The 24,114-nt window shown below is 40.6% G+C and carries 19 protein-coding genes; 7 read left to right on the top strand and 12 right to left on the bottom strand.

Annotation, left to right across the window (positions count from 1 at the left end):
- Positions 1 to 15 precede the first annotated feature (15 nt).
- From AACM45_RS13940 to AACM45_RS13980, 9 genes are all read right to left on the bottom strand, one after another.
- Positions 16 to 1,431, bottom strand: coding sequence for a carbohydrate-binding protein (locus AACM45_RS13940; protein WP_339143442.1), 1,416 nt, complete (start codon positions 1,429 to 1,431; stop codon positions 16 to 18).
- A gap of 12 nt (positions 1,432 to 1,443) precedes the next feature.
- The gene (locus AACM45_RS13945) at positions 1,444 to 4,644 is read right to left on the bottom strand and encodes a glycoside hydrolase family 2 TIM barrel-domain containing protein (RefSeq protein ID WP_339143443.1); all 3,201 of its coding nucleotides are present in this window, start codon (positions 4,642 to 4,644) and stop codon (positions 1,444 to 1,446) included.
- 262 nt (positions 4,645 to 4,906) lie between these two features.
- Complete coding sequence (locus AACM45_RS13950) at positions 4,907 to 7,714, bottom strand: triple tyrosine motif-containing protein (protein WP_339143444.1); 2,808 nt, start codon at positions 7,712 to 7,714, stop codon at positions 4,907 to 4,909.
- A 142-nt stretch (positions 7,715 to 7,856) separates the two neighbouring features.
- Entirely contained in the window at positions 7,857 to 9,959 is a 2,103-nt protein-coding gene (locus AACM45_RS13955) for a glycoside hydrolase family 16 protein (RefSeq protein WP_339143445.1), read from the bottom strand.
- Positions 9,960 to 10,158: 199 nt separating this feature from the next.
- Positions 10,159 to 10,434, bottom strand: coding sequence for an ATP-dependent Clp protease adaptor ClpS (locus AACM45_RS13960; RefSeq protein WP_339143447.1), 276 nt, complete (start codon positions 10,432 to 10,434; stop codon positions 10,159 to 10,161).
- Positions 10,435 to 10,452: 18 nt separating this feature from the next.
- On the bottom strand, positions 10,453 to 11,280 hold the full coding sequence (prmA, locus tag AACM45_RS13965; RefSeq protein WP_339143448.1) for a 50S ribosomal protein L11 methyltransferase: 828 nt from the start codon (positions 11,278 to 11,280) through the stop codon (positions 10,453 to 10,455).
- Between the two features lie 17 nt (positions 11,281 to 11,297).
- Entirely contained in the window at positions 11,298 to 12,047 is a 750-nt protein-coding gene (gene tpiA, locus AACM45_RS13970; protein WP_339143449.1) for a triose-phosphate isomerase, read from the bottom strand.
- A 7-nt stretch (positions 12,048 to 12,054) separates the two neighbouring features.
- On the bottom strand, positions 12,055 to 13,722 hold the full coding sequence (locus AACM45_RS13975; RefSeq protein WP_339143450.1) for a BT_3928 family protein: 1,668 nt from the start codon (positions 13,720 to 13,722) through the stop codon (positions 12,055 to 12,057).
- Positions 13,722 to 14,261, bottom strand: a complete 540-nt coding sequence (locus tag AACM45_RS13980) for a DUF1599 domain-containing protein (protein ID WP_339143451.1) — start codon at positions 14,259 to 14,261, stop codon at positions 13,722 to 13,724. The genes AACM45_RS13975 and AACM45_RS13980 overlap by 1 nt, the downstream gene beginning before the upstream one ends.
- 93 nt (positions 14,262 to 14,354) lie before the next feature.
- Between AACM45_RS13980 and folP the strand changes: the two genes are divergently transcribed.
- The 3 genes from folP to AACM45_RS13995 are packed head-to-tail and all read left to right on the top strand — an operon-like array spanning position 14,355 to position 16,817.
- Positions 14,355 to 15,194: a dihydropteroate synthase gene (folP, locus tag AACM45_RS13985; RefSeq protein WP_339143452.1), complete on the top strand. Its 840-nt coding sequence runs from the start codon at positions 14,355 to 14,357 to the stop codon at positions 15,192 to 15,194.
- A 37-nt stretch (positions 15,195 to 15,231) separates the two neighbouring features.
- A complete protein-coding gene (gene cdaA / locus AACM45_RS13990; protein WP_339143454.1) occupies positions 15,232 to 16,017 on the top strand; it encodes a diadenylate cyclase CdaA in 786 nt (261 codons plus the stop codon).
- The gene (locus tag AACM45_RS13995) at positions 16,017 to 16,817 is read left to right on the top strand and encodes a DUF3667 domain-containing protein (protein WP_339143455.1); all 801 of its coding nucleotides are present in this window, start codon (positions 16,017 to 16,019) and stop codon (positions 16,815 to 16,817) included. Before cdaA ends, AACM45_RS13995 begins: the two co-directional genes overlap by 1 nt.
- Positions 16,818 to 16,826: 9 nt before the next feature.
- Here AACM45_RS13995 and AACM45_RS14000 read toward each other — a convergent pair whose 3' ends face one another.
- Entirely contained in the window at positions 16,827 to 18,599 is a 1,773-nt protein-coding gene (locus AACM45_RS14000) for an ABC transporter ATP-binding protein (protein WP_339143456.1), read from the bottom strand.
- Positions 18,592 to 19,338, bottom strand: a complete 747-nt coding sequence (gene truA / locus AACM45_RS14005; RefSeq protein WP_339143457.1) for a tRNA pseudouridine(38-40) synthase TruA — start codon at positions 19,336 to 19,338, stop codon at positions 18,592 to 18,594. The genes AACM45_RS14000 and truA overlap by 8 nt, the downstream gene beginning before the upstream one ends.
- 87 nt (positions 19,339 to 19,425) lie before the next feature.
- Between truA and AACM45_RS14010 the strand changes: the two genes are divergently transcribed.
- The 3 genes from AACM45_RS14010 to AACM45_RS14020 are packed head-to-tail and all read left to right on the top strand — an operon-like array spanning position 19,426 to position 21,775.
- Complete coding sequence (locus tag AACM45_RS14010) at positions 19,426 to 19,926, top strand: metallophosphoesterase family protein (RefSeq protein WP_339143458.1); 501 nt, start codon at positions 19,426 to 19,428, stop codon at positions 19,924 to 19,926.
- Positions 19,923 to 20,861: an MBL fold metallo-hydrolase gene (locus AACM45_RS14015; protein ID WP_339143459.1), complete on the top strand. Its 939-nt coding sequence runs from the start codon at positions 19,923 to 19,925 to the stop codon at positions 20,859 to 20,861. The genes AACM45_RS14010 and AACM45_RS14015 overlap by 4 nt, the downstream gene beginning before the upstream one ends.
- Positions 20,862 to 20,911: 50 nt before the next feature.
- Positions 20,912 to 21,775, top strand: coding sequence for a DUF6503 family protein (locus tag AACM45_RS14020; protein WP_339143460.1), 864 nt, complete (start codon positions 20,912 to 20,914; stop codon positions 21,773 to 21,775).
- Positions 21,776 to 21,856: 81 nt separating this feature from the next.
- Here the strand turns inward: AACM45_RS14020 and AACM45_RS14025 are convergent, their stop codons facing one another.
- Positions 21,857 to 22,267 carry a DUF4293 domain-containing protein gene (locus tag AACM45_RS14025; protein WP_339143461.1) on the bottom strand — a complete coding sequence of 137 codons (411 nt, stop codon included), beginning with the start codon at positions 22,265 to 22,267 and terminating at the stop codon, positions 21,857 to 21,859.
- A gap of 190 nt (positions 22,268 to 22,457) precedes the next feature.
- Here AACM45_RS14025 and rho point away from each other — a divergent pair, with 190 nt between their 5' ends.
- Complete coding sequence (gene rho / locus AACM45_RS14030) at positions 22,458 to 24,029, top strand: transcription termination factor Rho (protein WP_339143462.1); 1,572 nt, start codon at positions 22,458 to 22,460, stop codon at positions 24,027 to 24,029.
- The last annotated feature ends 85 nt before the right edge of the window (positions 24,030 to 24,114 follow it).

Genomic DNA, 24,114 nt, shown 5'->3' on the forward strand with positions numbered 1-24,114 from the left:
TTCATATTCATTCCCTTACCTAAAATAATAGATGTTGTCAACGAAAATATCAGAGATGGTCGCGTCAGATATAAAGAACAACAATCCTATCTGAGAGCGATCGGCCAGGCCGAAATCATCTAATGGAATATCTAAGCCGACCCACTCATCCGTAATAAAAGTGCTTGCATTGAACGTAACTGAACCGGAGGTTTCATTTGTACCGACCGAGTTAAGTAATTCTATGGTAATGAAATCATCGGGTTCAATATTTTCATTGACCTTTATATCAATATGTAGCGTGGTCATTTCGGTGGCATCGATGGAAGGAACTTCTTCAAACGTTCCAATACCCACAAAATTCAACATGGTGTAATTGATAATCGCATCACCATTAACATCTATAGGTGGTGCACCTCCTTCGGTGGTTTGAAAACCGTCGGTGAAAAATCCGTTGAAAAAATCCACGGGTACATTGGCATACGCATCACTGAATACGGAAATAACATCATCGGGGTCTCGTGGCGGTGGAATCGGTGCAAAATCGAATGAACCGGTAACATCGAGTGCCAGTGAACCTGCCGCCGCGACATTACCGATACTGCCTGTGATGGTTGCCTGGCCTAGGCCTACCACCGAAACAACACCCAGTTCACTTACCCTGGCAACTTCAATATCAGTTGATTCAAAATCGAAGTAAGCCGGTGTCGCCGTTACCGTAATGTTTTCACCGGAAGCGGTATTAAAGGTTTGTGTAAGACCTGACAATTCCAATGGGATATTTACAAAGCCCGTTTGTTCAGCATCGACGCCATTTAAAATGGCTGGGCTCGGTTGTGCAATCGTACCTAATTTTTCGAACCGTATTTCATCTAGAAAGAATGAATACCCCAATCCGTCAGTATCATCAGTCCCCGCGGAATACCAGAGCATGCCCCTTTCTTCAATTAATCTCGAAGGATCTGGGATTGGAATAATGTATTTTGTCCATTGGGTACTCAAACTAAGGTTGGTTCTGGTCACTTGAAACCTATTTTCCAAAAAATCCTGTCCAAACCCTATTTCACCGATAACCACACCTTGTGAGGCTTTTGCATAAAATGTCAATGCATCGAATCCGGTAAGGTCTCGACCAGAACCATCAATTCTTAGGATTGCCCCGGCAAAACTTCCCTCAGGATCATCTGCATTGGGCACGTCAATGCGTATGGCTACCTCACTTTCAAATCCGTTTTCATCAGTAAAAGAGGCTGCGGTCGCTTTGGATCCTATAAAAGGAAAGTAAAAATCACTTCCCAAGCCTATGGGCCCATCCGTAAAAATATCACCGGTATTAGAAAAGGTCGCAAATTGTACATCATCAGAGAACCCCCTTTCACAACTGTAGAAAACAGTGATACCCAAGCTCATAAAAAGTATGAACTGTAAGTGCTTGTATGTATTATTCTTCATTTTGGTTTCTTTTTATTTTCCGATATTGATATGTATGTACGTCATAATCTCCCACTCATTTCCATTATCGAATCCGGCCGGATCCAGAATGGGCGCAGGTGGAAATACATTAGGGTCTACCGCCGTAGGGGCGAATCGAGGTGAAAATTCATCTAAAGACCTCCATATTCCCCGTATCCCTATTTGGGTACTTGGTAAAATAAACCAGTCTGGCTTACCAAGGGTGGTAGATATATCGAGCATCAATTGCACCGGAAAGGTCAGGTTAAAATCGCGATGGTAATCAAAGGGACCCCAATCGTTTATTTTTTGCGTGAATTGTAGTCTATATTTTTTATAGATCATTCGAACATCCCCACCGAAACGTCTGATCAATCGTTCTGAATCGCCATTCCCTTGTCCATTACCATAGTAAAAATTGCCAATGATACCTAAATCAGGACTCAGTTTGGAAACCATTCTCGAATGTACCTCCCATAAATCCTCTGCTGGAACAGAGTTCGGAAAAGCAAAAAATTGTCTCGTGGCCAAGAATCCGACATGCGCATCTTGGGTCGTTGGTAGGTGACGGTATACAAAGCCCAGGTTCATGGCAAATTTGGCATCTTCTGCCCTATCGTTGTCCCATTCATACATCCAAGTACCCGGTGTGGGATCATAGGTAATCAACAATTCGCCCCCGGTGGTCTCTCGATTTGCCCGAACCGCAAAGGGGTCATCGATAACATTTCGTAAGCGTCCTGGCCCTTGAACATCATTCGGTATTGGATCAACCAAGGGTTTCTGCCATAGAAAGTTAGGTGCAATTTGGAAGTTTCCCGTACTATAGGTGAAACCGCTAAGAACATTTGTTTGGTTTCCACTTCCGGTATCCCTTAACTTCCAACCCGTAAAGGTCAAGGTTTGATCTGCGCTACCGCTAGCGACCAATCCCATCGCCGCAGCTTGACCGTACCAATTGAACTTTCCCCCTTCATAAGTGACCTTGACTTTACCTCCCCAATTATCACTTGCTTGAATCTTATCCTCAAAAACCGTGTAGTTACCCGGGGTACCCCTAACATCTTGGAATATCGTGCCGTTCAAAGGACTACCAGCCCATATTCCACCTGCCGTAACCCCAAATTTACCGAACTCGCGTTCTACGGCAATAGTAGCCCTTTCGGTAGGAAACGGGGGAATAATACCACTTGCCACTTGGTTGGCGTCTAAAACCCGTACCCCATTATCATCCAATATAATCTCCGTTTCAAAATCCCTCTGGTAAATACCTGTAATACCGAATTTGCCTAAATCGGTGCTGTATTTGTATAGCATCGTCGGATTAGCCCCCCACCAAATCTGGGGTCCAATCACGGCCTTTATCCCTTTTAAGGGACCCTTACCGTCAATCTCAACGCCTAAGGTTTCGCCATTATAAATATCAAGGTTCGGTCCGTAGTTTGCTTCTCGATATAAATTGAAAAAATCCCCTTCATAACCCCAATGGTAATGCCCAGTTCTGAAAAACCCCCTTAAGTCGAATTCCTTGGCATTCCATTCAAATTTGGCCTGATATACCGCTACCCGATTATTATCGGCCAATATCACATTACCATCTGGCGAGCTTACCGTTATCGGCCTGGCCCTATTTTCATAAAAAATCTCGTTGATAGGGTTTTGGGCTACGTTACCGACAACGTTCAAGTTGACTTCTGCACGCATGTTGGAAGCTGGGTTGCCTTCAACACCGATAAAATAGGATTGCATATGATCAAAACCCAATTGATTTGGAAATGTCAATGGATCATCCGGATCCGGATTTTCAGGGGTCGTGATAAGACTACCACCGGTGCTGAAAGTTGAAAACCTCGCCGTAAGATTACTAATACGAAGTAGGTTACTTTGCTCACCCCTTAAGGCGGCTTTGTCACCACGTGCCTTAAGCACGGCCTCGGTCAATTGAATGTTTTCAAAATGATTTTGAATAAAACCCAAATCAACACCTTCATCATACGGATTCAGTTGATGTGCCTCTTTCAACGCGTAGTAGGCCGCACGGGGATACAATTCATAAAGACCTCTTGAGCTGGTCTGCCCTTTCGCACAAATACCAAACCACTCTTCGTTCATATTGTTCACCCCTTCAGCGGCTAGATCGCGGGCATAACCACCATTTGACCAAGAGGCGTTGTTGTCATGTCTATCCGCATTTTTCCGTTCATCAAAACCATACTTCCACCAGCCATCACTAAACTGAAAGGTAAACCCCCCAATGGAATTATTTGCTTTACCCAAACCCGCGGCATTCTCATAGATCTCTTTCCAGTTACCGACCATATAGTAGGCTTGGGAATATTGGTCTTCTTCATTCTCAATTGCATTGAATGCATCAGCCCCAAACTCGGTAAACATAATGGGCATATCAAGTTTTTCCTTTACTTCTTGAAACATGTCACCGAAAGAAACACCCCTGTAGGTATTCGTACCATAGATATCGACATCTTTGCATTCTTCTGCGATAATGTCGATAAACAACACATCACCGTTACAGATTGCCACTGGATGCGAGGTATCCATCATCTTCATACGTTTGGCCGCCTCATTCATCAATTTATACATAGGGCGCCCCCTTTTTTCGCCTATGAACTTCTTTTCCTCTTCATCATCTGGAAAGTCCTCCGTTTCGGCCCCTGCCCAAAAAAGGCCATAATTATTCTCATTACCAAGAAGATACATTAAGAGCCCTGGTGTATTCTTATACTCCGTTACCAACTTTTCAACTTCCGTTAAAAGGTATTCTTGTGTACGTGGATTGGCATAATCCGTGATTTCGACCCAAACGCCATCCAATGTTAGACCATACCTACCAAAAGAATGGTTGAGCATCGTATAAATACCATAATTTTCATAAATGTATTTTATCCACCGTGCGGGAACACCCGTATACTGCCTAATGACATTTACCCCCATATTTTGAAGTAGGGGCATCTCAATATCCAATCCTGCCATGATGACGTCATCTGATTTTTCCCAAAAACGGGCATTCACGGTGTTCGTACCAATTGGAATGTAATCCCAATTCATGCCATTCACCATAAAGTCTTTTCCGTCTACTATCAACGTCATGCCCATTTCATTTCTCACAACGGACACGTTTGCCGACTGAGTGAGCACTGTTGTTGTAACTAATAAACAACTTAGCCCGAGTACCCATTTAAAGTTTTTGTTCATACTCCAGTATTTTTCGAATTTTAAACATACTGTAAAACATTATGAATTCTTCAAAAAATACCTTTACAAAAAGTATACAACGTATTTATGGATTTTATTTTTTGCGGATTTCATATAAAGCATGCTTGTTTAGCGGTATATTCTTAGAGTCGGTATTGAAGGATATACTTAAACAAAAAACAACCTCAATTTATCATTGTATAGGTAATGTTGAGTTGTAGTATGACAATGTTGAGGTTTGATGCCGGGGATTAAGGGCGGGTTAAAGACCTAAAATGTAGTTTGCCAGATTATCTTCATGTCGAAGTTCTAATTTTTTGCGCAAACGATATCGCTTGATCTCCACACTTCTAGGTGAAATATGCAACAATTGGGCAATCTCTTTCGATGAAAGATTTAAGCGCAGGTATACACATAGTTTCAAGTCACTTGGTGATACCGACGGGTGTAATTCTTTGATTTTTTTCAAAAACCCACTATCCGTGTTGTTGAAAGCTTCTTGAAACAACTCCCAATCATCATTTTGATTTAGATTTTTATCAATAATTTGAATCACGGGCTTCATTGCTTCTTTGTGATCGATCTGCAACAATTCATCCTTAATGTTGGATAGTAGTTCGTTCTTTTTGATAATATTCATCGTTGAAGCTGCCAATTCTTTACTCTTCGCCTTATTTTCCAGTTCTAATTGCGCATTTTTGATATTGATTATTTCCTTCTCACTTTGAATTTTGTTCCACGCCAATTCTTTTTTATTCCGTTCCATCAATTTTTCACGTTGACGCGTGTAATACCTTTTATAAATCGTATGCATAAGTATTGAGAACGACACCACTGATAAGACATAAATGCCCAACATCAGGTTAGAAATATACCAAGGTTTGGCAATGCTGAAATTGTACACACCGATATTTTCCGAAATCTTGTTACCGATCTTACCTCGTACCTGAAATGTATAATCACCGTAGGGTAGGTTATCAAAAGTGACCACATCATCTTCTGACCACGGGCTCCAATTATTATAAAATCCACTTAGCCTGTATTGATATTGTTTATTCAAGAGCTTATAATATTCAGGTACGTAAAAAGAAATTTCTATACTACTCGGTCCGCTATCAAAACTACCTTTAGTTTGTACGTCTTTGTTGGTTCTTGAACTGGCGGCATCGACAAATATGACCTCCCCAAATCGTACTTCGAAATTTTTGGTCCCGACATTAGTATTGTTCACAACGATGTAACCAGACGCTCTTCCTAAAAGGTACTTTCCATCACCTAATGGAAGCATGTTCTCATATCCTAAAACATCATTCCTGATATTGTTAGCTAGTGGAATCGTACTTACTTTGGGTTGGTTGGATAGTGTATCATAGGTCAAACAAGAAATACCTGATTTTGTAAAAACCCATAACGCATCTTCACGCTCATTGAAAATCAACTTTCCGGATTCATAATCCCCTTCGGTATATAACGTATTCAAGACGCTATCGCTTACAAACCTATCTTCTTCCCTACTATATTTTAAAATTCCGTTTTTATAGGCATACAGAATATCTCCCCTGTATTTTACCAATCCGGAATTAGCTCCCCTTATAGAGGTGTCTTTCTTAAACTCTTGCACTTCTCGAAAAGAAGGGTCTACTTCTAATTCAAAAATGCCATTATACTCATGATTGATGAAAATCTTGTTTTCAAAAACCTCAAAATACCTAGAGGAATTCCCGAAACCCTTGATCTTATTTCGAAGGCCCCAAGAACCCTGGTCGTTTTTCAATACGTACAATCCGTCATAGTTACCCTGTAATAGTAGGTCAGGGCTGTCATCAAATTTTGAAATACGCCATGTGCCGGGTACATCCACGATTTTTTTGACTTTCTCTTTTTCTACAATATATGTGCCTGAATGATGGCCACAGAACAAAGTGTCATCTATTAGCTGCAAACTCCAAACTTGTCCCTGTGTATTTTTTATAAACTCAAAAGCAGCATTGCTATTCGCCCTTTTATAAAAAAGCCCTTGATTCGTACCTATATATAATAAATCATCGTGCAAGGCCGAAGCATAAATACTTCCAAGAGTTCCCTTACCATCATCAAAGACCCTGAAGGGGGAATTTGTGTTCACTAAAGAAATGCCGTTGTCAAGACCTAACCACAGCCTACCGTTTACGTCTTCATATATTGATAGAACCGTGTTATTGACCAAGCCATTGGTTTGGTTGATTTGCTTCTCGAATACCCCCTCTTCATTTAAGTAAATCAAACCATTTGATATGGTACCCAAAATATACTTTTTATCCTTTGATTTTATTGCCGTATAGAAACTGTAATCGGAAAGTAACCGTGCTGAAGTGAAGTCAGCCTGATTTAGGGCCAGCTTGGAATCTAATGTATAAAAACCATTATTCTGTGTCAGTAAGAGTAGATTTCGACCATCTTGAAAAATATTGATGACCTCATCGGTTTTTACTGCCGGATGATCTGTAACCAGCTTGGCCCTACCATATTCAATCTTATAGAGGCCGATGCCAATTCTTTGAAAATAAATGGTTTGGTCTACTTTGAATATTTTGCCAATGGTATGATCTGAAGCTATTCTGTTCACCGTACCTTCAGCAAGGTTGGTAATGTAAATTGCCCGTTTAGATTGAAAGACCATCAAATCACCAATAGCATGAATATTCCAGAATTCTTCATCCTCGATGTGATCGATTTCCAATTTTTGGGATAATGAGGTATACTGAAGTTGGCCAAAATTGTCTTTTTCCCAGTATCCAAACTCCATATAGCAGCCCGTATATATGACATCCCCAGCCGTTTTAACCGATCTTATAACACTCTCGTTCGGTGAAGGATATAATTTCCATCGGGCACCATTATATTCTAAAAGTCCTTTATTGTTGGCGACATAAATTAGTTTGGAAGCTGCTTGCGAAATGCTCCAATTCTGGTTCTCGGCATTATACTCAATGGGGGCATAATTTCGGATAGGCGGCAGTTCTTGGGCATACATCCCAAAGGTCAAAAACGAAAAAAACACTTTAAAAAAGCATGACACCCATCTTTCCATTACATATCAAAAAATCTTTAGTTCAATGTATTGTGCTTATTTTTTTCACCAGTCCTTTTCTTGATTCCAACGGAAGGCATCAAAGTCCATTTATTAAAAAAGGCCAGATAAATCCGGCCTTTTTTAGAAAAAATCAGTGTTATTACTGATACATCCTGATATAGTCGATCTCCATTGTAGATTCTGTAAAGTTCGCATCCACGTTACCGCCAAAGGTACCGCCCATGGCCACATTAAGAATAAAGAAAAAGTCTTTATTGAATGGCAAGGATGTATCATTACTGACCGTATGATAAACAATACCATCTACCGCAAACTTAATCTCAGTCTCGTTCCATTCCATTTCGTAGAGATGAAATTCATCGGAAGCCCCTTCGACCAAAGTAGAACCAGTTCTTGCATTTCCGGCAAAATTATTCGGGTCATGTGTTGAGGCGAAAACAACATCTTGTTGATTGCCTACGTGCTCCATAATGTCCATTTCACCGGCCGCTGGCCATGGATTCGTCAAGTAATCGGCACCCAGCATCCAAATGGCAGGCCAAGTACCTCCTCCTGTAGGGAGTTTTGCCCTTGCAGCAACCCGCCCGTAGGTAAATTCTTGAAGACCTTCACTCTTGATCCTCGCAGAGGTATACGCTGCGCCCGCAGAACCCGTGCTGCCGAAATCAAAGAAAATCACCACTCGATCGTATGAAAAGTCAGGGGCCATGCTAAAGTCATAGACCAGTTCTTCCCAAGCGTTCATGACCGTAGTGCTTAAATCCACTTCGAACGACTGGTTATCGGCATCTGCCGAGTTCTCCAATTTCAATTTAACCACCGTACCAACGGTAGGTGACCAGGTCTTAATACTGATTTGATTGGTAGTCGATAAGTCTAAAGGTGATGAAACATCAAATGAGGTCCCAGCAAAAACTTCTGAACCAATTGGTTTTGTAAACCTTGCTACGGTTGCAGTCGTATTCGAACCAGTCGGATCGGGGTTGTCTATTACCTCAGAAAAGCCACCACCAAAATTATTGAGTGCAGGTGCGGCATTTTCGAAATCCTCTACCAAGACCTGGGTCGTATTACCTGCATCAACAAGTTGAAATTCATCGTAGTAATAAATCCCATCCGTAGTCGTTCCCTCAGACCTAGCGGTAATTTTTAAGTTACCTCCTTCGACCACCACATTGCTTGGGTCGCTGGTATAACTCTGAAGTTCTTGATTGCCCCACCCGTTATCGCCATTACCTAAATCGTACGTCCAACTTGCCGGGTCAGGTGCACCATCCGTATCGAATTCATCTGACCAAACCAGATTTGTAAAAGCGGTCTCTAAAGGATCACCACCGCCTGTTTCACCTTCTGGCGTAAAAATGCTGTACCAAGCTAGGGGGTCGTCACCATTAAAAGGCTGGCTTATTCCACGTACTACTAATCTATCTTCAGTGAGTTCGGTAATCTGATACTGTCCGGGTATTACGGCCCAATAACTTAAAAAGCTTTCCCCAATATCCAAGGTTTGCGTACCATCAACATTCTCGATAACCGTAAACTCGGATTGAAAACTAGCTTGGTCGGTAATGTCCCGACACTCATCCACGAATTGTTGTGGAGTAGCTTCCGGAAAAAAGCGATTCACTTCTGTCCAATTGATAAAAACCTCATTAGTTGATCCTGGTTCCAAGGTATAAGTGAAATTGTTACTATCGTCGTAACTAAAAACCAAGACGTCATCATAAAGGCAAGGGTTTAACGAATTTGGGGTAGCACTGAAAAATTCAGGAAAATCATTTGTAGTAGGACCTACCCCAAAATGACCCCCGACAGTTTGTGCCCAAACCCATCGTTTTTCACCATCACCTGCCAACTTCTGTAAGATGTCTGGATCAATACCGGGAAGTACCTCTAAACCAACCGTGATAGTAGAACTCACCTTACCACCGCCAAGGCTATAAGCCGTTACGGTTATTTCATACGTGGTTTCACCGGTTTGGGTGTATTGATATGACGCCGTCTCACCAGGGGCTATAATGACCGCATCTGCGTCAGGCTCAAAATCAACGACAAAACTAACCGCATTTTCAGCGGAAGGAGTCACTTCCACTAACCCTGAACCATCAGCGGATACATTGGAATCAATAGTTAGGTTTACCGGAATGACGCCCTGGGCCGGAATATCGTCATCATCGCATGATAATAACACAATGAATGCGCACAATACTAAATAAGCTAAAGCAAAGCTATTTTTTTTCATCTCGTTTTTTTGAAGTTTGGTTAAATATATTTCAAGAATCTGTTTAATGTTTATAAAGAAAATCCGTAAAAAACACGAAAAACATCAAACAATCACATAATTATATCGAAATATAGCACCAAAATCGCAAAAAACGAATAGCTTTTTTACAAATATGATAAAATTGAGTTGAGGGCAATAATCTCAAACCAAGTTCAAGTCAGACTATTTCAGCACTCAGACCGGCCTGAAGCAATCTTGAACACTTGGGCTTTAAGTCATCGTATTCACCGGTCTTTACCGTACACTTGCCTTTGTAATGGACTATCAGTGAACATTGTTCCGCTTGTTCTGGGGAATGTTCACAAACGGCTATCAACGTATTGATAACATGATCGAAGGTATTTACATCGTCATTGAAAAGTATGATTTCACTTTGTTTGACAACCTCTTCTTCTAGCAGTACCTCTTCAGAAATCTTCTCTCTTGTTCCCATTGCTTGACCTTAGATTATCTAAAATACATATTTTGCAGCAACCCAATTATTATTTTCCAGATTTTTTTCAAATTGTAATCCAACCGATTCACATTTTGCGGATATCGTATCTAAATCACTCAAATAGAACCCACTAAGAAAAAGGGTGCCTTTTGCATTCAAAGAATTTACATAGTGGGGAATGTCTTCCAATAGAATATTTCTATTGATATTGGCTAGGATAATATCATATTTTCTGTTCTTGAGCAAACTCGAATCACCCTCAAAGACCTTTATTTTTTTACAGTTGTTCCTTTGGGAATTTTCTATCGAATTCTGGTAACACCAATTATCGATATCTATTGCTTCAAGTTCGATGGCCCCTCGTTTTTCGGCAAGTATGGCCAAGACCCCTGTTCCGCAGCCCATGTCAAGTACTTTTTTTCCCTGAAAGTCATTATCGAGAATATGCGATAACATCATATGGGTTGTTTCATGATGCCCGGTGCCAAAACTCATTTTCGGTTCTATGACCAAATCGTAAGTGACCCCTTCTTTTTCATGAAACGGTGCACGAACAATACAATCATCACCAACTTTGATCGGATCAAAACTTTTTTCCCATGCGGCATTCCAGTTTTGCTGTGCTACTAATTTTGAGGACCACGTGATTTTGAAATTATCGGAACTGAAAATAAATAAATCTTCAAATTGGCTTTTGTCGAAGTCATCTTCAGTGCAATAAGCGGTAAGCCCGTGCTCATGCTCGACAAAACTTTCGAAACCGATTTCGCTCAGTTCCGCCACTAAAATATCGGATGTTGGTTGCAGCGGTAGCAAATGAAACTGAAACTCTAAATAGTTCAAAACTTTATTCGTTCTGGTTAGATTGCCTTGACGATTTCAATAAAATCATCACATTTTAAAGACGCACCACCAATTAGGCCCCCGTCGACATCAGGTTTTGAGAATATCTCTTTCGCATTATTCGGTTTTACGCTACCACCGTAGAGAATGGTAACATTGCCCGCTATTTCGGCATTGAAAGCCTCGGCAATTGTCTTGCGTATAAACGCATGCATTTCTTGAGCCTGTTCCGGGCTTGCTGTTTCGCCTGTACCGATGGCCCAAACCGGTTCATAAGCGAGCACGATCTGACTCCAGGCAGATGCCGTCAAATCAAATAATGCATTCTTCAATTGTGTTTCGACGACCTTGAAATGATTGTCTGACTTTCTATCATCGAGTTCTTCCCCAAAACAGAATATCACCTTCATGTTCTTGTCTAATGCAGACTTTACTTTTTTGGCCAACAATTCATCATTTTCACCAAAAAGCGAGCGTCTTTCAGAATGCCCTATAATCACCGTATCAACATCAATGGCTAATAACATATCGGCCGAGATTTCACCCGTATAGGCACCGTTTTCCGCAAAGTGCATATTTTGAGCCGCAACCTGAATAACCGATTGTGACAGCTGTTGTACGGCAGAAGATAGGCTTACAAAGGTAGGGGCCACTATAACTTCTGCAGAAGTATCTGGAAGTTTTGCAGCCAATTCGCCCAATAGGGCTTCCGTTTCTTCGAGATTCTTGTTCATTTTCCAATTTCCAGCAACTATTTTGGTTCTCATGATCGTCTTAATTATTTATTTCAGGAATAAGTTTGTTAATTTCTTCAAGGGTATAATACTTCAATTCAAAGTCATCGCCGAACAATCGCTTGGCGTTCTCTTCAACGGTATTTTCAAAAATACCTTTTCTTAAAATATTTACGGAATCAGGATTTTGTATGGGCCAAATAAAGCTTATCTGGTTAGGCGTACCCATGAAATAAGAAGAACCTTGCGTTCCATATATCTGGGGTTTGTTACTTTGCATCAAATGTCTGTCCAACATCATGGCATACAATCTAAAAGGCAATTCACCCTGATCAGCAGCCTTTTTTATCACGGGCAAATATTGCCCAATTTCGTCAGAATGTTGAATTACGTACCAAGCTGCAACATTTGCCCCTTCACCAACCATGCTTTTGCCCGGATATCCATGCTCAGCTATCACTTTCGCCACATAGTCGATATTCGAACTATCTATTGCCATCTGAAGTTTCCAAGTCTCTGACGAAGGATTGGCGCGATACTTCTGGTCCAATTCAAGAATACTATCCAAACCCTTCTTTAACCTAAGGTCAAAATAAATACCGTTTTCAGGTTCTTCAAACTCCAACGTATCAAAATCATTATAATGCACTTTTTGAAGGATGGTACCATTATCCAGCACCAGAATTGCTGGGTTTGAACGCACAATGGTCTTTAAAGTGGTTTCATCGGTAAAATAGAAATCAAAGTTCAAATCATATTCTTTGGCTAGGGCCTGGCCCACTTCATTGCTTGACGCTGACATACCGATTACCTTATAACCTTTTCGAATAGCCTCATCAGTAGTTGATTTAAGTGACTCAAAAACGCCGTAATTACTTTTGGCCAAGTCGTAGGCAACCACCATCACCAATTTTGGTTCTTGAAGCATACTTTCGGTGAAATCACCACCTTCTTTTTCAATAGTGAAATCATGTACGGGAGGCTCATACCCTTTTTGTATTTCAGTAGTTTCCACACCTATGAATTCACCGGCTATATCAGGGTAATCACCATTGGTAACAATAATTTCTTCTTCACCGTCGACCTTGAACTTCCATTCGTATTCATAAATGGCCTTCGGGGCATTATCAGGGACCGTCATTCCCTCTTTGATGTTGGCACCGATTTTATAAGGTCTAAAATCCAAAGAAGGCAGGTGGCTTAAAACTTGATAACAGAAAAGAATGCACCCAACGAGGGCGAAGGCCATCACGTTTAGATTTACCTTTCTATTAAAAAGTGGTTTAACGTAAGTTACCCCAAAAACCAATATCGCTATCAATACCAATAAAATGATGTCTTTCGTAAAGGATTCCCACGGGGTCAGCTTAATGGCATCACCAAAACAACCACAATCGGTAACCTTATTGAAATAGGCCGAGTAGAAGGTCAAAAAGGTAAAAAACAAAATCATGGCCAGCAAACTCCACACGGTGAACCTCGGCTTAAAACCAATTAACAACATTACTCCAAGAACAACCTCAACGATTACTACGAAAATAGCTATGCCCAAAGCATAGGGCATAAATATCGGCCAATCAAAAACGCCTTGGCTAAAATATTCTTCCAACTTAAATGAAAAACCGACGGGATCGTTAAGTTTGATCAATCCACTGATGATAAACAATATTCCAACGAATACTCTTGAAAATCCAACGATATATTTCATTAGGGCCTATTTAAATGTATCAATGCAAAAACGGCATAATTGATCATATCTTGGTAATTGGCATCAACACCTTCACTGACCAAGGTTTTACCTTTGTTGTTTTCAATTTCCTTTACACGAAGTAATTTTTGCAAAATCAGATCTGTAAGCGAACTCACCCGCATCGCCCTCCAAGCCTCACCGTAATCGTGGTTTTTGTTTTCCATCAATGCTTTGGTCGCAGCTATCTTCTCATCGTACAAGGCGATGGCTTCCGACTCATTCAAATCAGGCTTTTCAACCACTCCCCTTTCCAATTGCACCAACGCCATTACCGCATAATTGATAATGCCCATAAACTCTGATTGTTCCCCTTCATCTACTTTGCGCACCTCATTTTCTTGCAAGCCCCTAATGCGTTGTGCCTTTATGAAAATTTGATCGGTAAGTGACGGTAATCTCAGAATTCGCCAGGCCGTACCATAGTCTTTCGTTTTGTTCTCAAATAATTTTCGACATTCTTTAATAACGGCATCATACTGTTGCGAGGTCTGCTGCATGAATGGGTTTATTTGTGTAAATTTCGTTTCAATTAAAAGTCCGTAATCGGAAAGCGACAAAGATAACGAAACCCAGTAAAGCTAACTTTTTTTATGACAATAAACTGTAGGGGGAACCTGATTGATTTGACCGATCCGAAAATCATGGGAATCCTGAATATAACCCCAGACTCTTTTTATGATGGAGGAAAATTCAAAAATTCGCGAACTATTCTCCAACAAGTTGAGAAAATGCTTTTGGAAGGAGCAACATTTATAGACATCGGCGCCTATAGTTCGAGACCTGGGGCAGAGCATGTTTCAGAAGATGAAGAGTTACATCGTATTTTACCCATAATCAATCTGATTATACAAGAATTTCCTGAAACCCTGATCTCAGTAGATACCTTTAGAAGCAAAGTGGCCCAAAAGTGTTTGCAACTTGGTGCGGCAATGATCAACGATATTTCTGCCGGCAATTTAGATGAACACATGTTCGATACCATAGCATCAAACCAAGTACCTTATATCATGATGCATATGAAGGGTACCCCACAAAACATGAAAGAACTTACCAACTACGGCAACATGATGAAAGACTTACGCTATTTTTTTTCACAAAAGGTCGCATTGGCAAGGGAACTGAAAATCAACGATATCATCATAGACCCAGGGTTTGGCTTTGCAAAATCGACCCAACAAAATTTTCAGCTACTGGCCCATTTCAATTTACTCAAGAACTTTGGGGTACCATTGCTTGCGGGTATCAGCCGCAAGTCAATGATATACAAAACAGTACACTCAAACCCCTCAAAGGCCTTGAATGGAACGACCGCACTACATATGATAGCACTACAGAACGGTGCAAACCTTTTAAGGGTTCATGATGTAAAAGAGGCTGTCGAATGTGTTCTGTTGCACAAAGAATTGGAAGCGAACGGAATTTCGTTTTAATACACCTATTTTTCCTAATTTTACAAAAACACGGCCGTTGGAATTCCTTAATTTTTTAGAGTTTAAGATTACCGATTTCATCGATATCTTTTTGGTCGCTATTCTACTCTACTACATCTACAAACTCGTAAAAGGTACAGTTGCCATCAACATTTTCATCGGTATTGTTATCGTTTGGGCACTTTGGAAGCTCACAGAGCTACTTCAAATGAAAATGATCAGTAGTATGGTAGGCGGTTTTATGAATATCGGCCTTATCGCCTTGATCATTGTATTCCAACAAGAAATCCGTAAGTTCTTGTTAATGATCGGCTCTACTAATTTTGCCTCTAAACGTAGTTTTATCAAACACTTTAAGTTTTTAAAACAAGAGGCATTACCCACAGATACCGATGTAAATGCCATAATGGCTGCCTGTGAGAAAATGGCCATGACCAAAACCGGGGCTATTTTAGTCATAGAAAGAAATAACAGTCTTGATTTCGTTAGGTCTACAGGTGATACGATGAACATAGAAATCACCCAACCCATTATTGAAAGTATATTCTACAAAAACAGTCCCTTACATGATGGTGCGGCCATAATACAAGACAATTACATTACCGCGACCAGGGTAATATTGCCAGTTTCAAACGAGAGGAATATTCCACTTCGCTTTGGGTTGCGCCATCGCGCCGCAGTGGGCATTACCGAAAAAACCGATGCCATTTGCTTGGTGGTCAGTGAAGAGACAGGACTTATTTCGTATATAAAAAATGGGGAATTCGTCCTTTATAAAAATCTAAACGAATTATCAGAGACGATTAAAAAAGATTTGACGTAATGCATTGCAAAAACTGCGAGAATACACTACGAACAGATTATAGTTATTGTCCAGATTGCGGAGCAAAAGTAATTCGAAATCGAATTACGGTAAAAAACCTATGGTACGATGCCGTTGAACGTTTTTTTAATATCGACAACACCTTTTTAAAAACATTTCTTGCGCTGTTCACCAGACCCGAAGATGTCATAGGCGGCTACATTAATGGAGTACGCAAAAAATATTTAAATCCGATTTCTTACTTTACGATTGCCGTGACCTTGGGGGCCTTATTCGTATTTCTGATACGTTCCGTTTTTCCTGAAGCCATGGATTTTTCACAAAACGCAATGATAGAACCCACGGATCCTAGGTACAATGCCAATATCGAAATGGGTAAAAAAATCAACGATGCTATTTTCGAGTACCAAAACCTTTTCTATGTTTTGATGATTCCCTTGCTTTCGTTGATCTCAAAGATTGTCTTCTTCAATAAAAAAACGTACAATTTCAGTGAACACTTTGTGATTAATATTTATGGATACGCACAAATGTCGATATGTGTCAATTTGCTGTACATAATGTTCATTTGGAACTCCCAAATGCTTATGATCTTAAGTTTTCTAACCGGAATCGCACAGATTGTCTATTTCACGTACGTCTTTAAAAAACTGTTTAAACTTAGTCTTGAACAGACTATTTTAAAACTGCTCCTTTTCTTGGGTATACTTGTGATTTTGATTATTGTAGCAATATTCTTAGTGGTGGCATACATGTTGACCCAACCTGAATTCTTGGAACAGATCAAAGCTGCTTCTTGACGAAAAGGGCTAGGCAACTTCTTCCTCCAAAAATTGTGCTTCGTATAAATCGTTGTAGTAGCCCCCTTGTTGCAAAAGTTCTTTATGCGTGCCACTTTCCACAATCTTACCGGCATCCATTACCAATATTTTATCGGCATTTTTGATAGTCGCTAAACGATGGGCTATGATTATGGATGTTCTGCCCTCCGTTATTTTTGAGGTAGCTTGTTGTATCAACTGCTCTGAATATGTATCCACGGAAGAAGTAGCCTCGTCTAAAACCAAAATCCCCGGATTACTAACGTATGCCCTTAAAAAGGCAATCAATTGACGTTGCCCGCTTGATAGCATGGTACCCCGTTCCTTCACATTGTATTGAAAACCACCAGGTAATCTTGAGATGAATTCATGCACTCCAATTTGCTTGGCCGCAGCTTCAATGGTCTCAATACCAATCGAATCATCTTGTAAGGAGATGTTGTTCGCTATGGAATCAGCAAACAAAAAAACATCTTGCAATACTACGGCAATATGTGAACGCAATGACTTCAATTTATAATCACGGATCGATATTCCGTCTACTTTGATATCACCTGAATTGATTTCGTAAAAACGATTCAATAAGTTAATGATCGTAGACTTACCTGCTCCGGTAGTACCTACGATTGCGATGGTTTCCCCCGCATTGACTTTAAAGGATACCCCATGAAGTACTTCTTCGTTTTCCACGTATCCGAAGCGAACATCTTTAAACTCGATCACGCCGGTAACATCGTCTTTTACCACGGTACCGAGATCGTCTATATGGCTTTCGGTATCGATGATCTTAAAGACTCGATTGGCCGCCACCATACCCATCTGTAAGGTATTGAACTTATCGGCTATTTGTCGTAACGGACGGAACAACAGATCCATTAGAAAGAAAAAGGCAATGATGGTTCCGGTATCATTGAACCCTTCGATATTGATATTTTGAAGTACCCCAAAATAAACCACCAAGCCAATACCAATAGAGTACGAAATCTCGGCAATAGGAAAAAAAATGGAGTTGTACCAAACCGTTTTAAGCCAGGCATTCTGGTGTTTCTCATTGATTACCCTAAACTTCTCGCGCTCTATCGCTTCCCTATTGAACAACTGTACTATTTTCATCCCGGAAATTCGCTCTTGTACAAAAGAATTTAGGTTTGAGACCTGTGTACGAACCTCAATAAAGGCAACTTTCATTGCTTTTTGAAACAGACGTGTAGCAACAAGGATAATGGGTAATATGGCAAAGACGATCAAGGCCAGTTTCCAATTGATCAGCACCATAGCCAATGCACCGGCGATCATCTTTAATAGGTCTGAAACAATGACGAAAAAACCTTGGCTGAAGATCTCCCCGATACGTTGCATATCGGCCACGGCCCTTGTTACCAAAACCCCAATGGAAGAATTGTCGAAATAGGTCATTTTAAAACCCATCATTTTTTTGAAGAGCTTGACACGCAAGTCTTTGATGACCGACTCCCCCAAAAGGTTTGCATAATAGTTAAAGGTCAATTGTAAGACCACTTGGCCAAAAAGGGCGGCAAGCATTAACCAAACCAAGGTTGCCAAAAGATCGATGTCATTAACGGGAAGCGCTTGGTTGATGACCGCTTTTACCAAAAAAGGGGTGAAAATCGCAAAGGCAGCCAAAAAAATGGCCACAAAAGCTACCAACCAAAATACGGGCCTATATGGCTTTGTATAGGCAAAAACCCTTTGGAATAGTCCAAAATCAAATGCTGTTCCCGTGTCTTTATCTTTACTCATTGCAAATTGTTTCCGGATATACAATCTTGGTCAAATATAATCCTTTTGCCGGCACCGATACGCCCGCTTGCCCCCTGTCTTTGCTTTCTATAATATCCCGTACCCCTTCAGGTTTCTTCTTACCAAGACCTACTTCCAGCATAGTACCCACAATCGCCCTGACCATATTTCTCAAAAAACGGTTGGCCGTTATCGTAAAAACCAATTTATCCCTCTTTCGGGCCCATTCCGCATTTTTAATAGTGCATAAAAATGTTTTGACATCCGTATTCGATTTTGAAAAACATTCAAAATCGTGATACTCTAGAAGAATTTTTGCCGCACGGTTCATCGCATCAATATCTAAGGAAGACCAAACATAGTGTGCCATATCTATGTAAAAAGGGTTTTTTTCTTGAACTATCCAATACTCATAAGTACGTTCAAGTGCATCAAACCTCGCATGCGCGTCATCAGGGACGCTAAAAATTGAGGTTACCGCGATATCGGGTGGCAGGTAATTATTCAATCGGTGGGTTAGATCCGTGATATCTTGAACAAACCCATGTTCAAAATGGGCGAACATTTCTTTGGCATGGACCCCAGCATCGGTTCTACCGGCACCTACCATACTGATTTTCGACCTTAGCAATAAGGTGAGCCCCTCTTCTAAAACCTGCTGTACCGTAATGGCATTGGGTTGGTTTTGCCATCCATGGTACGTTTTACCAAAATAAGAGAAGCGAATAAAATATCTCAAAGTAAACTGCTATTTTTAGCGGAATAAAGATACTTGAATCCCTATTACGGGTAATTAAGTCGTTGCATTTTAGCATATTTTTAGCTTATGACCAAAATTCTCTTATTGTCAGATACCCATAGTCATATTGACGATTCCATTTTAAAGTATGGCAAACAGGCTGACGAGATTTGGCATGCTGGTGATATTGGCGATTTAAAGGTAACCGATACCCTAAAAGCATTAAGGCCCATAAGGGCCGTACATGGCAACATTGACGATCATCATATTCAAAAGGAATTTCCTGAACATCACCGGTTCTTATGTGAAGAAGTCGATGTTTGGATCACCCATATAGGCGGGTACCCCCCCAAATACAATACAAGGACAAGGGCTAAAATCAATGCAGATCCCCCTAAATTGTTCATCTGCGGTCATTCGCATATTTTAAAGGTCATGCATGATAAAAAATTAGACGTGCTGCATATGAATCCCGGTGCTTGCGGAAAACATGGTTTTCATACCATACGTACCATGCTTCGATTTACGATTGATGGTAAAAAAATCGATAACTTAGAAGTCGTCGAGCTAGGAAAAAGAGGGTCATGAAATACAGCTTTCCATTTATCTTACTTGTCAGTTTCCTCTCGTGTTATGGTCAAACAATACCGACGGGGGACCTAAAAGTATCTTTACTTGTATTGGGCACTGTTCAAGACGCTGGAAGCCCCCATATAGGTTGTGAAAAAGAATGTTGTGCAGCGCTCTTTGATAAGCCCGATCCCAATCGAAAAGTGGTTTCATTGGGTCTAGTCGACCATGAAAACAATAAAACCTACCTCTTTGAGGCAACCCCAGACTTGCCACGGCAAATACGTCTGCTACAAAGCCATGCCAGCATTGAAAGAACATTACCTGATGGCATTTTTATAACCCACGCCCATATAGGGCACTATACGGGCCTCATGCATTTGGGGCGGGAAGCTTTAGGCGCCAAAAAGGCGAAAGTATATGTGATGCCAAAATTGAAAAAATTCTTGGAGACCAATGGCCCGTGGAGTCAATTGGTGGAACTTGAAAACATTCAGATCCATCAAATTGAAAATGAGCAAGCCGTATCGGTTACCAATAACATTGATATCATTCCATTTTTGGTACCACATCGTGATGAGTTTTCAGAAACCGTAGGCTATAAAATCGTCGGCCCAAGTAAGAGCGTTCTTTTTATCCCCGATATCGATAAGTGGTCAAAATGGAAAAAATCGATTGTGGAAGAAATCAAAAAAGTAGACTACGCTTTTTTAGATGCCACTTTCTTTGACGCTGCAGAAATCGACAATCGCGATATTTCAGAAATTCCCCATCCGTTTGTCATTGAAAGTATGCATTTACTGAAGTCATTACCACCATTGGAAAAGAAAAAAGTCCATTTCATCCATTTTAACCATACCAATCCCTTATTGAATGCGAAAAGCCCGCAAAGCGATGAGGTCTTCAAAGGCGGCTTTCGTTCTTCGAAATTCAAAGCCGTTTTTTCACTTTAGTAAGCATCTTGGTTTTTTTCGTCTAAGACTTCAAACAACAACAAATCATTATGAAATTATTTTTTAAGACTTTATCCGTTCTCGCCATTACGGCTATTATTTCTTGCGCGGAAAAACCAAAAAAGGAAATTCAACAGGTGGAAACCATAGTTAAGGAAATCGAGAAGCCCCCCGTCTATGATACCCAAGATCTACAAACGGTATTGGCGGCAATTGAATATGCACATGGTGGTTGGAACGATCTTTGGAAAAAGGGTGATGTTCAATATACCTATACCTACCATAACCCAGATGTCAACAAAACGGATATTTCAACAGAGCGTTACATTTTTGACAATGAAGCCTCATACGGTCATTATACCAAACATGAAATCAATGTAATGCCTGACGTGGCCGGCGAAGTTACACAGTGTTTTGACGGCGAAAAGACCACAGTTATGATAGACGACAAAAAAACGGATGACCCGAATGGCAATGCTGTCGGTGATTTTTTAAGAAAGGCAAACTATTTCTGGTTCGTGATGCCCTACAAGTTAAATGATACCGGAACCATAGCGAGTTTTGAAGGGCAAGAAGAATTGAAGGGCACGAACTATGATAAACTTAAAATCACCTATGATCCTGCCGTAACCGGTAAAGAGCAGAACGATACTTACATTCTTTACGTAAACCCTGAGACGAAACTAATTGATCGATTCTATTTCTCCTTACCGTTCATGGGCGTAAACGAGCCTGTTATTATCGCTGATTATGAATACACCGATATAGAGGGTCAAATGGTGGCCACAAAAAGAACCTATTTTATGCCGAGTGAAAATGGATATTCAGAATCACCTAACCTGGTGCAAACCCTTACCGATGTTAGTTTCGGAAATGGTTTCACCACTGACAATCTTATGGAAACAACCAGATAGAAGGGTCAAAGAGTTTTTAAAATGCAAAAAGCCCCGAAAGATTTCGGGGCTTGACGCACTAATATTACTAAGATGTTAGGTTTAACGTAGACGATCCACAGATTTTACAAGATCTTCATCCTTTTTGATGGCCCTATTTGCAAGAACCAGAAAAACGATAGAAAATACAGGAATCAACATCCCAATACCCTTCTCAGAGACCGCCGCCCCTCCGGATAAGTTTAGTGATCGATAAACGAAAAATCCCAGTAAAAAAAGATTCAATATCATATTCAACCTGTTTAACACAAATTGATGCTGTCTTTTCTTGAATGATACTATAGCAACGATGGCTAAAGCCGCAACCGCATAAAAGGCAATGGATATAAGGATGTCATTTTTGGCGAAAAATTGCCCCGAACCGCCTTCGACCCAAAGATGTATAAAAAAGGGCAATACCCCAGATAAGAGGGCCACCAAAATTAAATACAAGGTTTGAATACGCTGAATCATTCTATTTTATCGATTTCGGATAGCAAAAATACGTGTCTTTTCAATAAATCGCCTAAGTTGTTGAAAATAATTTGTATAATTGTAGTGTTGTAATAGAACACTTACCCCGGGAAATCTTTCCCCACTGTAATATCCAACAAACAACATTTTACTTCAAAATCAGATACAAGTTTAACCTATTGATTATTTAATGTTCGAGATTTCAGATCTAAAAGCAAAAAAGCTTCCTGAGCTACAGGAAATTGCAAAAGAATTAAACATCCCAAAGTTCAAGACCATCAAAAAATTGGATTTGGTATATCAAATCCTTGATGTACAAGCTTCTAATCCGAAAGTGGTAGCCGAAAAGCTACCAGAGGTCAAAGAAAAAAAAGAAGCCAGACCAAAAAGGGCCCGGGCACCACGAAAAGAAGCCCCTAAACCTGAGGAGAAAAAATCTGCCCCTGCTGAGCAAAAAGAAGAAAAGGCACCGACAACGGCCCAAACATCAGGGCAAACCCAGAAAAGGGAACAGCACAAGCCCAATACCCAACAACAAAAAGGTCAAAACAGAAGGGGTTCTCAAAACCAACGTCCACAGCACGAAAAAAAGAGCAGCAATTTTGACAAAGACCTTAAAAACCGTTATAAGGAGCCCGAGTTTGAATTCGATAGCATTATTGAAAGTGAGGGTGTGCTTGACATTATGCAAGATGGCTATGGTTTTTTAAGATCTTCGGATTACAACTACCTGTCCTCACCTGATGACATTTATGTGTCGCAGTCACAAATTCGCTTATTTGGCTTAAAGACCGGGGATACGGTTTTAGGAAACGTACGCCCACCAAAGGAAGGTGAAAAGTACTTTCCGTTGATCAAAGTGAACAAAATCAATGGAATTGACCCACAAGTAGTTCGCGACCGAGTCTCTTTTGAACACCTGACCCCACTTTTTCCACAAGAAAAGTTCAACTTGGCAGAAAGGCAAAGTACCATTTCAACGCGAATCATCGATTTGTTCTCCCCTATAGGAAAGGGACAACGTGGTATGATCGTATCGCAGCCCAAAACAGGTAAGACCATGTTGTTGAAAGATATTGCCAATGGTATAGCAGCCAATCACCCTGAGGTATATCAAATCATACTATTGATTGACGAACGCCCTGAAGAGGTTACCGATATGCAACGCAATGTACGGGGTGAAGTAGTTGCCTCAACTTTTGACAAAGAAGCTTCAGAACATGTACGTGTGGCGAATATTGTACTTGAAAAAGCAAAACGTTTGGTCGAATGTGGTCACGATGTGGTCATCTTATTGGATTCCATTACGCGTTTGGCAAGAGCATACAATACCGTACAACCTGCTTCAGGAAAGGTTTTAAGTGGTGGTGTCGATGCCAATGCATTACATAAACCAAAACGTTTCTTTGGTGCGGCCCGTAACATAGAAGGCGGTGGCTCATTATCCATTATTGCTACGGCACTTACCGAGACCGGTTCAAAAATGGACGAGGTCATCTTTGAAGAATTCAAGGGAACTGGTAATATGGAATTGCAATTAGATCGTAAAATTGCCAATAGAAGGATATTCCCTGCTATTGACCTTACTTCTTCAAGCACCCGTAGGGATGATCTATTGCTCGACGATAGTACCCTTCAACGCATGTGGATCATGCGCAAATACCTTGCGGACATGAATCCGGTCGAGGCCATGGAATTTATCGAACAACGTTTTAAACAGACCAAAAACAACGAAGAGTTTTTGATGACGATGAACCAATAATCCTTAAAAGTTTTTTATAGTTAAAAACCCAATGGAAATCCATTGGGTTTTTTGATTTAACATGTTTGAATAAAACCATATCTTT

This window comes from Croceitalea sp. MTPC5 (assembly GCF_036985505.1).
Taxonomy (GTDB): Bacteria; Bacteroidota; Bacteroidia; order Flavobacteriales; family Flavobacteriaceae; genus Croceitalea.